Below are 13,272 nucleotides of genomic sequence, written 5' to 3'. Positions count from 1 at the left end.
CTTTTCAGATTAGCCAAGTCACATCCGAGGCGACTCGACAACCCATTTATTCAACATTCGCCACATGAAAACGCTCGCACTCTTAACAGGGTGCGAGCGTATACGGTTTTGTTGCCAGCAGTGAACTTACCGGCCAGTAGCCTAGCTGGCCTCCTTCGCTTCCGCCTCTGTCAGCAACTGTGGTTCAGCCGTGCCAGCTACGGAGCCCACCGGAACGATCACTTTCTTGATGTCGTCGTTGCTCGGCACCTCGTACATCACCTCGAGCATGATGTTCTCCAAGATCGCTCGCAGCGCTCGTGCGCCGGTCTTCCTTTTCATCGCCTCCGCCGCGATCTCCTTGAGCACCCCTTCCTCGAACTCCAGTTCAACGTTGTCCAGTTCGAAGAACTTCTTGTACTGCTTCGTAATCGCGTTCTTCGGCTCTGTCAGAATCCTGATAAGCGCCTCTTCATCGAGTTCCTCGAGGGTAGTAATCACAGGCAATCGACCGATGAACTCCGGAATGAGGCCGTACTTTAGAAGGTCTTCGGGAAGGACGTTGCGGAGTATGTCCTTCTTGCGCTCGGCCTTGCTCGATGGATTGGCGCGGAACCCGAGCACGTTCTCCTTCTGTCGGCGCATGATAATATCTGAAAGCCCTTCAAATGCCCCGCCGCAGATGAACAGAATGTTCGTCGTATCGATGGGGATGTACTCTTGCTGCGGGTGCTTGCGACCACCTTGCGGGGGAACGTTGGCGACCGTACCCTCCAGAATCTTGAGCAGCGCCTGTTGAACGCCTTCGCCGCTGACGTCGCGCGTGATCGACGGGTTGTCGCTCTTTCGACCGATCTTGTCGATCTCATCGACGTAGATAATCCCTTTCTCACACAGCGACTGCGCGTTCGATGAGTCCAGCTGCTCAGCGGACTGGTACAGCTTGAGCAGGATGTTCTCGACGTCTTCGCCGACGTACCCTGCCTCGGTCAGCGCCGTCGCGTCGGTCATGGCGAACGGCACTTCGAGCATTCGAGCCAGGGTCTGAGCCAGCAGCGTCTTGCCCGATCCGGTCGGTCCGACCATGAGGATGTTGCTCTTTTGCAGTTCGACGTCGTCGTCCGCCCGGTCGCTCGAGACCCTCTTGTAGTGGTTGTAGATCGCGACAGACAGCGAACGCTTCGCGTGTTCTTGGCCGATGACGTAGTTCTCAAGATAGCCGACTATCTCTTTCGGCTTCGGCACGGTCTTCGGCTCAGACCCGACTGATTTGAACGACGTCTCGCCAAAGCCTGACTCGTCTGCCAAACCTCCAATCGGGAGGTCTTCGCCGGTAGTCAGGATATCGTTGCAAAGGTTGACGCAATCCGAACAGACGGCCCCGTGCAATCCGACGATGATCTTTCGACCGCCTTCGGCCGGATCCTTCGTCTTTCCGCAGAGGCAACACCGATTCGTTTCGTCTATTCGCGCCATCAATCAATTCCTTACTTCTTCGCACCCGGCTTCAATACCTCGTCAATCAATCCGTAGTCCAACGCTTCTTGAGCTGACATGAAGTAATCCCGATCACTGTCCTTTCGAACCTGTTCGACCTTCTTTCCGCTCGCCTTGCTGAGAATACCTATCAGGGTCTCCATGTACCGGTCTGCCTCAGCGATCGCGATCTTCATGTCTGCGACAGAGCCTTGGGTTCCTCCAGAGACCTGGTGGATCATTATCCGGCTGTTCTGCAAGCCGTACCGCTTCTTCTTGGCTCCGCCAGCGAGCAACACTGCTCCCATCGAGGCTGCCTGCCCGACACAGATCGTCGCGACATCCGGCTTGATCATCTCCATTGTGTCGAATATGGCGAGGCCCGCGCTCACGGAGCCGCCCGCTGTGTGGATGTAGAAATCTATGTCCTTGTCCGGATCTTCCTTCTCCAAGAACAGCAACTGGGCGATGATTAGGTTCGCCACGTAGTCGTCGATCGGGGTTCCGAGGAAGACGATTCTGTCCTTGAGCAGCCGAGACCATATATCGTATGTGCGCTCACCACGGGCCGTCTGCTCGATGACGAACGGAACTCCTGCTGTCACGTTACTCATGGATACGTTGGAAACTCCTGGACCGTTATGGTTATCGGGCGATCCTGGCCCTGTTTTCAGGTTCGACATAGCTTACTTTTTACTCTCCAAGTCATTCTCCTGTCGGGCAGGAGATCGCTCGATATCCCGTGCCTCTATCGCAGTGTCGCTTTGAACCTGATCTCCCGTCGGCCCGACCGGCGGGTCCACCTCGGTTATTTTAGCCTTTTCGGTCAGGAGCCCCAGCACTTTGGCGTACATCGTTCTGTTCACGATTTCATCCTGGATTTGAGGGCCGAACTCCTTTGCGAACTCGGTCATTTTTTCCGGCAGTACGTTGTTTTCATATGCGATTTTCAAGAACTGGGCGTTCGTGTCCTCGTTGGTGATCGCCAACCCCTCCTGCTTGAAAACTGAGTCTATGATCGCTGCTCGCTCGACGTGCGTCTTCGCCTCCTGCCGCTGCGCCTTTACGAACTGCTCTTCCGTCATCCCGTTCTGCTGCACGTAAGCTCCGAGGTCGGTGCCCTTCTCCTTCAACTGCTCCTTGATGTTGCTGAGGCGACGCTCCGCCACGGCCTCCCAAAGGTTATCTGCAACGTGAACGGTGCTCGCCGCATGCAACTGCTCGATGATTCGCTCGTGCACCATCTCTTCGGAAAGCTGTTGCCTGACCTCTCGAATGCGAGTCTCGACCCGTGCGCGCAGTTCGGACACGTCTTCTAGGCTCAGGCTCTTGGCGAAATCGTCATCGAGCGCAGGAAGTTCTATCGCGCTCAGCGATCGAAGCGTGACGGTGCACTTCTCGGTCTGACCGGCCAAATCCTGCTCCTCGAACGCCTCCGGAAAGGTGAGGTCGACGGACTTGATGTCGTCGAGCTGCATACCCATGAGGGCAGTATCGAGGCCCTCGAACGTCTGGCCGGCCACGACGACAAAGTTGCGACCGTCCCCCTCGTCCCCCTCGATCTTGATGTTGACGAGCGCGTTGTCCCCTGCTTGCAAACCACGGTCGGCCACCTCCTTGCGCTGGCCGCTTCTGGACCTCAATTCGTCGATCTGGCGCTCGATATCGGCTTCGGTGACTTCGATCCTGTACTTTTCCGCTTGCAGACCCTCGTACTCGCCTAGCTCGACCTGCGGCGCGAGCGGAACTTTGGCCGTGTACTCGCACTCTGGGGGCTCTCGCGTGAACTTCTTGAGATCGACCGCCGGCTGGGCAACGGCGTTCAGCGACTCGTCGGTGAGCGCCTTGCGCAAGCTTGCGCGGATCGCCTCTTCCATAGCCGCACCTTCCAGATCGCCGAGGGGCACCGCCTTCTCGATCATCGCCGACGGTGCCTGGCCAGCTCTGAAACCCGGGATTCGAACCCGCTTCCCGTACTCCTTGAGTACCCGCTTGAACGCTGTTTCAACCTGCTTGGCGGAACAGACGACTTCGAGCACGACTGTACACGGATTCAGGTCATCGCGAGAAATTTGCATCTCCGAGCTGGGCTCAGTACTCATCGGAAGTAAACGAGTCTACCCAAGCACTGCTGGGCGTTCAGGGCCGCCGTCAGTTGCCGGTCGGCACCGTCTCCGGCACGGCCAGGAGGTCTTCAAGCGCCAGCCTCAGGGACGCGAATTTGAACCTGAAGCCGTTGGCCAGGGCGATCTCTGAACGAACTTTTTGCCCGGTGAGCAACAGCTCTGGCTCCATCCGCCTGAGCCAAGCCACGGCTCGAATCACCGGTGTTGGCGGCTTCGGAAGTGCCCGCCTTTTCAGTATCCGCCGAAACTCCGCCATCATCGCAGCGTTCGTGACCGGCTCAGGGGCGACCGCGTTGAGCGCTCCAGACAGACCGGACTCCAAGCACCAGTCAATGATGCGAACGACGTCATCGATGTGAATCCAGCTAATGTACTGCTCGCCGCTCCCGACGGCAGACCCCAAGAACGCCTTTGTTATCGACGACAACTGCTTGACGAACGCCCCGTCTCTTGCCAGCACAACTCCGATCCGCAGCTTCACGCGACGAGTCTCACCCACATCGGCGTCATCTACCTCTTGCTCCCACTCCTGGCACATCTCCGGCAGGAAGCCCTCACCGGCACGCGTTGCCTCTGAAACCTCCCTCGCGCCTGTATCGCCGTAGTAACCGACTGCGCTCGCGTTGATCCATGTCTGAGGAGGAGCCTGACAAGCAGCGATCGCCTCCCCGATCGCACGAGTCGACAGCACCCTGGAGTCGCGCATGATTCTCTTGTTATCTGCGGTCCACCTGTGGATCACGGGGAAACCCGACAGATTGATCACGGCGGACGCACCGTCGATAACTGAGACCCATTCGCCAGCACTTTGGGCATCCCAAGTAACGCGACGAGCACCCGCCACCTCAATGAGGCCGCGAGAGAGCACGACGACTTCTACACCGTCGCTCGACCACTTCCCCGCCAACGCTCGCCCGATCAGCCCGGTGCCTCCCGCGATGACGATGCGACCGCCCGTCATTCGTCGTCTACCATCCACTGCCCAACAATGTCGTGTTCGACGCCGAGGTTTTGCAAGATCCGCGCAACGACGGTATCGACAAGGTCGTCGAGCGTCTTCGGACCGTTGTACCAAGCCGGCGATGCTGGCAGTATCGTCGCGCCGGCCTCCGCCAACTGGGTCATGTTGCGCAGCATGATCAAGCTCCACGGCATCTCCCTCGGTACGAGTATCAGCTTCCGGCCTTCCTTGAGGCAGACGTCGGCGGCACGCGTCAAAAGGTCGTTGCTCACGCCGTTCGCGATCCGACCGGCGGTGCCCATCGAGCACGGCACGATCACCATGCCGTCGTGTCGGAACGAGCCAGACGCCGGCGACGTGAAGAAGTCTCGCGTACCGCACAGCCTCACGTTGTCGAACGCTTCGCCGAGCCACTCGTCCGTTCGGAAGTTCTCTCGGTCTGGCGCCACGCCTAGCTCGATTCTGGCAACGTCGAACGCTTGGTCGGTCATCATGAGATACACTTCCGACCAGATCGGCGCAGCGACCCGCAAAAAACGCCGGGCGTACGCTGCGCCGCTGGCACCCGTGACACCGACTACCAACTTGCCCGTTGACATCCGACCAGCAGTGTACGGCACGGGCAGCGCTACCGTCCGCTTGTAGGACAAAAGATGAGCCTGGAACCGAGCAAATTTCGACTCACCACTCGTCCGATAGGATCTGTGGACGCGGGGCCTTGGTCGTGGAAAGCGCTCGCCGCAGTGCTGCTCGTTTCTCTGCTTGTCCGCGCTCTGTGGCTTTGGAAGGTCAACACGATGCCGGTCACGGACTACTGGTGGTACTTCGAGCGCGCAGTCTCCCTTTCAACCGGCAACGGATACGCGGTGAACGGCGAGCCTACTGCCTACTGGCCTCCCGGTTATTCGCTGTTCTTGAGCCCGTTCTTCATGGCGATCAAGCCAGCCATCACACTGGCGAAGGGTCTGAACCTCCTGCTCGTGATGCTGTCGCTGGTCGTCACGTTCCGACTGGCGCACCGTCTGTTTCGATCCAACGCCATCGCCGTCGTTGCGACGTTGCTCTTGTCGTTTCACTTCAGCTGGATCGCTTACTCAGGAATCTTGGCCGCCGAACCGCTGTACACGCTCCTTTCACTCGTCGGAGTTTACTGGTCGTTGGATGCTCCTGGCAATCGCAAACGGTCGTTCCTGGTCGGCCTTGTGTTCGGCATGGCGACATTGGTGAGGCCGCAAGCGATCCTTTTGCCACTGCTCGCGCTGCTTTGGGCAAGACGCGACTCGGGCAACCCCGAGTCGCACAAGATCTGGCCGTCCATCCGCGCCGCGTACGTCGGGCTGCTGCTCGTCGTCGTGCCCTGGGCGGCGCGCAACGTTTCCGTACTCGGCGAGCCCATCATTGTCAGCACGAACATGGGCGACAACCTGCTCATAGGAAACAACCCCGCCGCCACAGGGCGGTACATGCCGCCGGAAGAGGCGTTGCCTACAGCGCCCGGCGAATCTGAGTTCGAGCGCGATAAACGGGCCAGAAGCGAGGCGCTGACTTACGCTCGCGATAATCCTGGGGTTACCCTGCGGCTCTTGCCAAGCAAGCTGTGGCACACGTTCGGCTACTCCAGCGATGGGCCGTACTGGGCGTTTCAAAAGGTGAAGGAGGTCGTCAACGTGCCGGGCACTGGCGTCGATCGCCCCTTGTACAAGTTCTCGAAACGGTACACCCGATGGTATCACGGAGCTGTTATGTTGCTGTTCTTGGGCTCGCTTCTTGGCTCACTTATTCTGAGATTTAAGGGTGCGGATCGACTCAGGCTTCCGGTTACCGGACTGGTACTCATCGCGTACACGGCGCTACTGTCGATGGTGTTCTTCGGCAATCCGCGATTCGCGTTTCCGGTGCTGCCGTTCATCTGCATGCACGCTGCTTGGCTGCTCGTGTTGGCGTCGCGAAGCTTGGTCGCCGCCCAAACTACGGGCTCGAAGCCTCATCAACGCATCGGCTGAACAGCAAACTTGTCGAAGTACACCATGAGCACCGGCCCTTCTTGCGAGTGCCATTCAGGGTGCTTCGGCTCTTCCTCTTCTCCTTCTGCTCCGTCCTCGTCGTGAGAGTCCGCGCTATCGTCGTGGCTGGCGGCCAGCATCGCCTTGTTGATCGCCTCGGCAAGATCACGCTTGAGCTGCTCCTTGCCAGCGGTGGTCAAGACCTCCTCCAGCGTTGCGCTCGACATCACGGTGATGATCGCGTCGCGTACAGGAGATAGTCCATCGGCGCCTTCCTCCTCCCCGCCGTGCCCGCCGCCGCCGTGCTCGTACCCTTCAAACAGGTGCAGCGTTATCTCAGCTTGCAAATAGTATTTTCCGCCGCTGAGATTGACGATGAATTCGCCGAGCTGCATCATTTCGCCGAGCTCGATTTCGGGCTCCTCAGCAGGGCCGTTCGCCATCTTGAGACCGAAAAAGCCGCCAGCGCCTAAGACGACGACGATCGCGGCGATGATCGGCAGCTTTCCTTTTTTCTTGCCGCCCTTGGCGTCTTCTTCACCCTTCTTGGCCTTCTTGCCCTTCTTGGCCTTCTTGTCCTTCTTGCCTTTCTTGGCCTTCTTCGGTTTCTCTCCGGCATCGCTGTCCGCCGGGCGTTCTTCGTTCTTGGCCTCGTTAGGTCTCTCTCTGGCACCGCGGTCGATCGGGCCTTCTTCAACCTTGTCCCTCTTCGGCTTCTCTGCGGCCTCGCTGTCCTTCGGAACCTCTTCAACCTTGGCCTTCTTCGCCTTCTTTCCGGCTTTGCCCTTCTTCGCTTCTAGCCGAGCGGCCTTTTTGTCCAGCTTGGCTTGCTTCTTGTCGAGCTTGGCCTGTTTCTTGGCTTTTAGGGCAGCCTTCTTCCTGGCCTTCGGGCTCAGCTTCTTCTTCGGCTTTGCGGCCTCGACCGGCTCCTCCTCCCTATCCTCAATTCTTCGCCTTACCTGCTCTTCCGCCATTTACACGAACTCCAACCTGTACATTCCGCATTCCCAGGCAAATTTCACACGGTTCGGCTCGGAAGGCCCGCCAGCTTGCTTCTGGGTGCGCCTTAGCTTCAAACTGTCCGTCAGATGGAGCAGATCGCCGAACTGGAGTCAGCAGCGCGTTCTGCGGTTGCGGCCGCGGCTACGACCGCCGAGCTGCGCGAGCTAGAGCTGAAGTACCTGGGCAAGCACGGCGAACTCACCGGCTTGATGCGCTCCATCGGGTCTCTTTCCAAGGAAGAAAGGCCGAAGTTCGGGGCGGGGGTGAACGAGGCGACGGCGCGGTTGCAGTCGCTGATCGACTCTCGCGTGGGGGATTTGAAGTCAGGCGAGCTTGCCTCGCAGTTCGATGCGGAGCGGATCGATGTGACGATGCCGTCTCGCCCGCCGCAGGCTGGGCTCGAGCACGTGTTGCAGCAAGCGACGAACAAGATCAAGAAAACCTTGTCGTCCCTCGGCTTCACCTACTACGAAGGGCTGGAGCTGGAGGAGTTCAAGTACAACTTCGAGGCGCTGAACTACCCGCCCAACCACCCCGCGATGGACGACCAGGACACGTTCTACGTGGACGACACGCACCTTCTTCGCACGCAGGGCACGGCGTTCCAGGGTCGGATCTTCGAGGAGTTCAAACCGCCCTTCCGGTTCTTCACTGTCGGGCGCTGCTTCCGCAACGAGGCGGTCGATCGCACGCACGGCCACACGTTCCACCAGGTCGATGCGTTCATGGTCGACGAAGGGATTTCGATGGCGCACCTTAAGGGGACGCTGCGGGCTTTCGCCTCCGATATGTTTGGCGAAGGTGCTAAGGTGCGATTCCGACCGGACTTCTTCCCGTTCGTCGAGCCGGGGGTGGACTACTCAATCTCGACGCCGAAGCTGTTCGACGGCAAGTGGGTCGAGCTCGGCGGCGCGGGGATGATCCACGCGAACATCCTGGACGCCTACGGCATCGACACGGAGCGGTACAGCGGGTTTGCGTTCGGCCTCGGAGTCGAGCGCGTCCCGATGATGGCGTACGGCGTCGACGACCTGCGTTACTTCATGGACAACGACATCCGGTTCCTGGAGCAGTTCGGGTAATCGCCGCAGCGTGGGTGGCAGGGGCAAGCAACCGCATTGCCCCTGTGGCGCTAGCCAGTGAGCACATCCATGTACAATGCAGTTCAACAATGGGACACCGTATCTCCTACGATGAGCCTGGACACGCGCACGAACTGACGTTCAGCACATACAAGAACGTCCAGTACTTCCGCATCGACAAGAACTGCAGACTGTTCCTGCAATACCTTGGTCAAGCGAGAGAGCGCCAGAAGTTTGAACTGTGGGCATACGTCTTGATGCCCCAGCACGTCCACCTGCTTGTGTGGCCGGGAACAGAGGGCGCAAAGGTCGCAGAGATACTCAAGTCTATCAAGCAACCGTTCTCTCGCCAGATGATCAAACTCGCACGTTGCAATCAGCCGAGAGTCTGGCAAAAAGGTGGTGGGTATGACCGAAATCTTTTCACCACGAAGGCGACGCAAGCAAGTATCGACTATATCCATATGAACCCTGTCAAGGCAGGTCTTTGCAGTAGTCCGTCTGACTACTTGTGGTCATCAGCAAAGTGGTACCAGGACAGAGAGTCAGGACTGATCAAGCCGGATTATGCGAAAGTTTAGTCCAATCCCGGCTGAAGCCGCATGGGTGATCCAGTAGGTCACCCATGCCACCCAAAAACAGAACTAAGTAGAATAGCCGTGCCGTGAAGCTGACCGAATCCATGCTCCGGGACTACGTGGACACGCCGCTCTCCGTCGAGGAGATCGGCGACCTACTGACTATGACCGGGTTCGAGATCGAGGGGATCGCGGTGGTCGAGGGCGAGAACGTGCTGGACGTCAACATCATGGCGAACCGCGGAGACGGGCCGAGCGTGATCGGGGTCGCGCGCGAACTGCTCGCCAAGGACGCGAGCGCCAAGCCGAAGGCGCTCTACGAAAGGGCGCAAGTCCGTTTCGAGGCCGGCGACCAGATGGCCGACGAGGCGAGCAAGCTGACCAGCGTCGAGATCGAGACCGACCGCTGCAACAGATACGGCTGCCGGGTATTCGAGGACGTCAAGAACAGCCCTACGCCCGGCTGGATCCAAGACCGGCTCAGGCAGATCGGTCAGCGCCCCATCTCGCTGCTCGTCGATCTGACGAACTACGTGATGTTCGAGACCGGTCAGCCGCTGCACGCTTTCGATCTGGACAAGCTGGAAGGAAAAAGGATCGTCGTGCGGCAAGCGGATGCAAAGGAGAAAACGTTCACGACGCTCGACGAGGAGAAGCGGACGATCACCACGAAAGACATGATGATCTGCGATGCGTCGTGCCCCGTCGCGATCGCGGGCGTGATGGGTGGGATGGAGAGCGAAGTCGGCGACACGACGAAAACGATGCTCTTGGAGAGCGCGAGCTTCGACCACAAATCTGTGCGGAACACGCGCACGAGGCTCGGCATATCGAGCGAGGCGAGCTACCGGTTCGAGAGGTACGTCGACCCAGAGCAAGTCGTCGCCGCGCTGAACCGGTTCACTGAGCTTTATGAGGAGGCGACCGGCGACTGGTCCGTGCGCGGAATCATCGACGTGTACCCGCGCCCACCGAAGCCCGAGCCGATCATCGTCCGCATGAGCCGCGTCGCGAAGGTTTTAGGAATGGACGTAGCGCAGGATGAGGCCACCGGCTACCTGAAAAAGCTCGGCTTCGAGGTCGAACAGAGCGACAGCAGCCTGGTGTGCACGGCACCAACCTGGCGCATCGACATCCTGCGCGAGGACGACCTTGTCGAGGAGATCGGCCGCATCCACGGCTATGAGAAGATCCCCGAGATTCTGCCGAAGGGCGAGACGACGCGCGGCGGAGTGTTCGGCGCGGACGCGAAGATCGACCGAGTGCGAGAAGAGCTTCTCAGGTGTGGCCTGACGCAGACGATCAGTCACAGCTTGCGCAACGTCCACCCGCTCGACGCACCTGGCGAACGGCTTAAGGTCCGCAACCCGCACTCGCCTGAGATCGCCTTTCTGCGCAACAGCAACCTGCCCTCTGTCGCGGACGCGGCGAACAAGAACGGCAACCAGAACCTGCACCTCTTCGAGATCGGTAAGGTGTTCAGTCCGGACCGCGAGCACTTCGACCTCGCGATCCTATCGACCGGAGGAGACCCGCACGAGGACTGGCAGAAAGAGCAGTCGCCGACCGCAGACTTCTACAGCATGAAGGGCGTCGTCGAGCGTGTCTGCGCGAGCATCGACGCGACGGCGGAAATCACAGCGCCAGAGCAGCCAGACCTGCGCATGCACCCCACCAGGCAAGCAGTCCTGACGGTCGATGGCGAGCGCGTCGGGGTGTTCGGACAGATTCACCCGACCGTCGCAGAACAGACAGACCTGCCGAAAGAGACGGTGATCGCCGAGATCGACCTCTCGACTCTCTCTGAGCGGAACGCGACCGAGCGGCACCTTAAGCGCGTCAGCCGAAACCCGGCAACCCGCCGCGACATCGCGGTAGTGGTCGAAAAGAGCGTCTCCTTCGCAGATTTGGAAATTGCCGTCGGAGAAGCGTGTGGCGAAGTTCTCGAGAAGCAGTGGCTGTTCGACGTCTACGAGGGCAAGGGCATCCCCGAGGGGTCGCACAGCCTCGCGATCGCGCTGCAGCTCCGCAAGCAGGGCGAGAACTTCACGGACGAAGAAGCGAACCAGGTGCGGGACGCCGCCGTGCAGGCGCTCGAAGCTCTGGGAGCGAAGCTGCGCTAGCCACGAGCTTCATCACCAGCACGAACAGCAGAACCACGAACGGCGCGCGCAACGCAGAAGGCCAGTAGTGGTAGTGCCCGAAGTCCTTCAGCCACGCCATCGGCAGATAAGTGACGAACGAAAGGCTGAGAAAACCGAAAACCAGCCACCGCAGGTTCCTGTCTCCCCACGCGCGCCAGTAAGTCGTGAAGTTGCCGACGGCCGTCAGCACGGGCATCCAGAACGAACCGGTCAGCAGTATCGCAGGGCCTGCGAAAAGGCCGGGGAGGGTCATGTAAAGAGCGAAGATACCGGGCAAGGCATACTCGCCGAGGATGATGAACATCCCCGAGCCTGATCTAAATTGCTGATCCTGATACCCCGAACTCTCAGCCGGCAAAACTTGTAAGCGCAGGAAGTAATAGCCGACGATCAACAGCCAGAAGCAGACGTGGGGCCAGAACGCCGACCTCTGCCCGCGCACGGCGAACAGGATCGCGACGCCGACCATTGCCGCAGGGAGCATGACTGCCTGCTCGTAGCTGCCGAGAGCGAGAACGACTCCCGCAAGCGCGACCAAGACCCATAGCCAGACGAACTTCGACGGCTCGACCGGCGATGGCGCGTGCTTCGAATCCGGAACATCGTCGACAGACGCTTTCATCGGCGCGCGTTTTCCTGACAGCCGCACGTACCGCGCAAACGCCGCCATCGAGATCAGCGCGAATACCGTCATGACCGACGCGGTGCGGCCAGGAAGCCAGTCGAGGATGCGTTCGGAGAACGGCTCGACCGGAAGCAGCTGCGACGACAGAAAGAGGCACCCAAGCGCAGCGACCGCACACGGAGCGATCTTCTGCTTCCCTCCCCGCAACACTCCCAAGAGACAGAGCGGCGCGAGCCACAAGAGAGCAGTCGCAAGAAGGCTGAAGTAGGAACTGCCGAGGTGCCAGACCCCGAACAGCACAGTTGAAACGCCGGCGAGCCAGGGCGAATCGGTCAGCTCGCGCAACAGCCAGAAAAGCAGCACGATGCAAACGACTGCGATGATTGCGTTGGTCCGCCCGTACCCTGCGGCATCGTCGCCGAAACGCGCGTTGTCCCACTCGAAGGTCAGAGTCGAAATCGGGCGGTAGAAGTGGTTCTGCAGAGGCCAGTCGCCTTTGAACCACGCCATCGGGTCTTTAACCTCGCGGATTCTGTTCAGAAGCGCGACGGTATCCGTGTCCTGAAGGAGCATGGATGAGGTCGCCTTGCCCGCGTAAACCAACGCGCACACTGCGACCACGACGACCAGCCAAGGCAACCACCGCTTCAACACTCGTGAATATACCGAAGGGCACACAGTTGACAGGTGATGGAAACGATTCGATCCTCCGAGGCATTAGAATAGGTAGAGAACGACCATGAATATCGACTTAGTCAAAAAGCTGGTACTGTTCGGCGCTGCGGGGCTTGTAATCGCAATCGTTGCGTCTGCGCTGTCCACATCAGATATCGAACAGGCCGTTGGTAAGAAGATCCCGGAGTGGACCATGACCTCGATCGACGGTGAGGAGTTTTCGAGCAAGGACTTGAAAGGCCGGGTCGTGCTGGTGGATTTCTGGGCATCGTGGTGCCCGCCTTGCAGAACGGCGTCGCCTTTCATGCAGGAGCTGCATGAAAGGTACGGCGACCAAGGGCTCGTCGTAATCGGAGCTAACACCGGCGAGGATGCAGAGGGAGTCGCCGCAACCGCGTACAGGGACGAGCACGGCTACAGCTACGTGATCACGCACGACAACCAAAAGCTTGTCGACGAGTGGGGCGTCGAAGGCCTGCCCACTTTCGTCTTCATCGACCGGGACGGCAAGATCGACACCGTCGAAGTCGGGTTCGGCCCACCATCGAAGAAGCAGTTTGAAAAGACGATCGAGAAGCTGCTGAAGAGCTAACTGCGGCTAGCACCAGGTCTAAGGGCCCT

The 13,272-nt window shown here is 59.5% G+C and carries 12 protein-coding genes; 5 read left to right on the top strand and 7 right to left on the bottom strand.

The annotated features are described in order from the left end of the window. Positions 1–141: 141 nt before the first annotated feature. The 5 genes from clpX to IH944_05585 form a co-directional block, all read right to left on the bottom strand. Positions 142–1,455: an ATP-dependent protease ATP-binding subunit ClpX gene (gene clpX, locus IH944_05605; protein ID MCH7904029.1), complete on the bottom strand. Its 1,314-nt coding sequence runs from the start codon at positions 1,453–1,455 to the stop codon at positions 142–144. Positions 1,456–1,466: 11 nt separating this feature from the next. Continuing rightward, complete coding sequence (locus IH944_05600) at positions 1,467–2,069, bottom strand: ATP-dependent Clp protease proteolytic subunit (GenBank protein MCH7904028.1); 603 nt, start codon at positions 2,067–2,069, stop codon at positions 1,467–1,469. Positions 2,070–2,141: 72 nt separating this feature from the next. Continuing rightward, the gene (gene tig, locus IH944_05595) at positions 2,142–3,557 is read right to left on the bottom strand and encodes a trigger factor (protein MCH7904027.1); all 1,416 of its coding nucleotides are present in this window, start codon (positions 3,555–3,557) and stop codon (positions 2,142–2,144) included. A gap of 49 nt (positions 3,558–3,606) precedes the next feature. After that, entirely contained in the window at positions 3,607–4,560 is a 954-nt protein-coding gene (locus IH944_05590; GenBank protein ID MCH7904026.1) for a TIGR01777 family protein, read from the bottom strand. Next, positions 4,539–5,141, bottom strand: coding sequence for a UbiX family flavin prenyltransferase (locus tag IH944_05585; GenBank protein ID MCH7904025.1), 603 nt, complete (start codon positions 5,139–5,141; stop codon positions 4,539–4,541). Before IH944_05585 ends, IH944_05590 begins: the two co-directional genes overlap by 22 nt. Positions 5,142–5,195: 54 nt before the next feature. Here IH944_05585 and IH944_05580 point away from each other — a divergent pair, with 54 nt between their 5' ends. Next, entirely contained in the window at positions 5,196–6,545 is a 1,350-nt protein-coding gene (locus IH944_05580) for a glycosyltransferase family 39 protein (protein ID MCH7904024.1), read from the top strand. Here the strand turns inward: IH944_05580 and IH944_05575 are convergent. Continuing rightward, positions 6,530–7,519 (bottom strand): flagellar basal body-associated FliL family protein, encoded by a 990-nt coding sequence (locus tag IH944_05575; GenBank protein ID MCH7904023.1) that lies wholly within the window; start codon positions 7,517–7,519, stop codon positions 6,530–6,532. The two genes, IH944_05580 and IH944_05575, sit on opposite strands and share 16 nt — an antisense overlap. Positions 7,520–7,633: 114 nt before the next feature. Between IH944_05575 and pheS the strand changes: the two genes are divergently transcribed. The 3 genes from pheS (at position 7,634) to pheT (ending at position 11,330) form a co-directional block, all read left to right on the top strand. After that, positions 7,634–8,629, top strand: coding sequence for a phenylalanine--tRNA ligase subunit alpha (pheS, locus tag IH944_05570; protein MCH7904022.1), 996 nt, complete (start codon positions 7,634–7,636; stop codon positions 8,627–8,629). An 89-nt stretch (positions 8,630–8,718) separates the two neighbouring features. Continuing rightward, the gene (locus tag IH944_05565) at positions 8,719–9,210 is read left to right on the top strand and encodes a transposase (protein ID MCH7904021.1); all 492 of its coding nucleotides are present in this window, start codon (positions 8,719–8,721) and stop codon (positions 9,208–9,210) included. Between the two features lie 83 nt (positions 9,211–9,293). Continuing rightward, a complete protein-coding gene (gene pheT, locus IH944_05560) occupies positions 9,294–11,330 on the top strand; it encodes a phenylalanine--tRNA ligase subunit beta (GenBank protein MCH7904020.1) in 2,037 nt (678 codons plus the stop codon). Here the strand turns inward: pheT and IH944_05555 are convergent. After that, complete coding sequence (locus tag IH944_05555) at positions 11,254–12,630, bottom strand: hypothetical protein (GenBank protein ID MCH7904019.1); 1,377 nt, start codon at positions 12,628–12,630, stop codon at positions 11,254–11,256. The genes pheT and IH944_05555 overlap by 77 nt on opposite strands. Positions 12,631–12,715: 85 nt before the next feature. On the opposite strand from IH944_05555, the gene IH944_05550 reads away from it, so the two are divergent. Beyond that, positions 12,716–13,243, top strand: coding sequence for a TlpA family protein disulfide reductase (locus IH944_05550; GenBank protein ID MCH7904018.1), 528 nt, complete (start codon positions 12,716–12,718; stop codon positions 13,241–13,243). Positions 13,244–13,272: the final 29 nt, after the last annotated feature.

The organism is Armatimonadota bacterium, assembly GCA_022563855.1.
In the GTDB taxonomy this organism is placed as follows: domain Bacteria; phylum Armatimonadota; class Fimbriimonadia; order Fimbriimonadales; family Fimbriimonadaceae; genus JADFMN01.
This window is presented reverse-complemented; position numbering and strand designations above follow the sequence as displayed.

Excerpts from the sequence above, each read along its gene's own strand:
- clpX (MCH7904029.1), bottom strand. The coding sequence starts at position 1,455 with ATGGCGCGAATAGACGAAACGAATCGGTGTTGCCTCTGCGGAAAGACG.
- IH944_05585 (MCH7904025.1), bottom strand. The coding sequence starts at position 5,141 with ATGTCAACGGGCAAGTTGGTAGTCGGTGTCACGGGTGCCAGCGGCGCA.
- IH944_05575 (MCH7904023.1), bottom strand. The coding sequence starts at position 7,519 with ATGGCGGAAGAGCAGGTAAGGCGAAGAATTGAGGATAGGGAGGAGGAG.
- pheS (MCH7904022.1), top strand. The coding sequence starts at position 7,634 with ATGGAGCAGATCGCCGAACTGGAGTCAGCAGCGCGTTCTGCGGTTGCG.
- IH944_05600 (MCH7904028.1), bottom strand. The coding sequence starts at position 2,069 with ATGAGTAACGTGACAGCAGGAGTTCCGTTCGTCATCGAGCAGACGGCC.
- IH944_05580 (MCH7904024.1), top strand. The coding sequence starts at position 5,196 with ATGAGCCTGGAACCGAGCAAATTTCGACTCACCACTCGTCCGATAGGA.
- IH944_05550 (MCH7904018.1), top strand. The coding sequence starts at position 12,716 with ATGAATATCGACTTAGTCAAAAAGCTGGTACTGTTCGGCGCTGCGGGG.
- tig (MCH7904027.1), bottom strand. The coding sequence starts at position 3,557 with ATGAGTACTGAGCCCAGCTCGGAGATGCAAATTTCTCGCGATGACCTG.
- IH944_05565 (MCH7904021.1), top strand. The coding sequence starts at position 8,719 with ATGGGACACCGTATCTCCTACGATGAGCCTGGACACGCGCACGAACTG.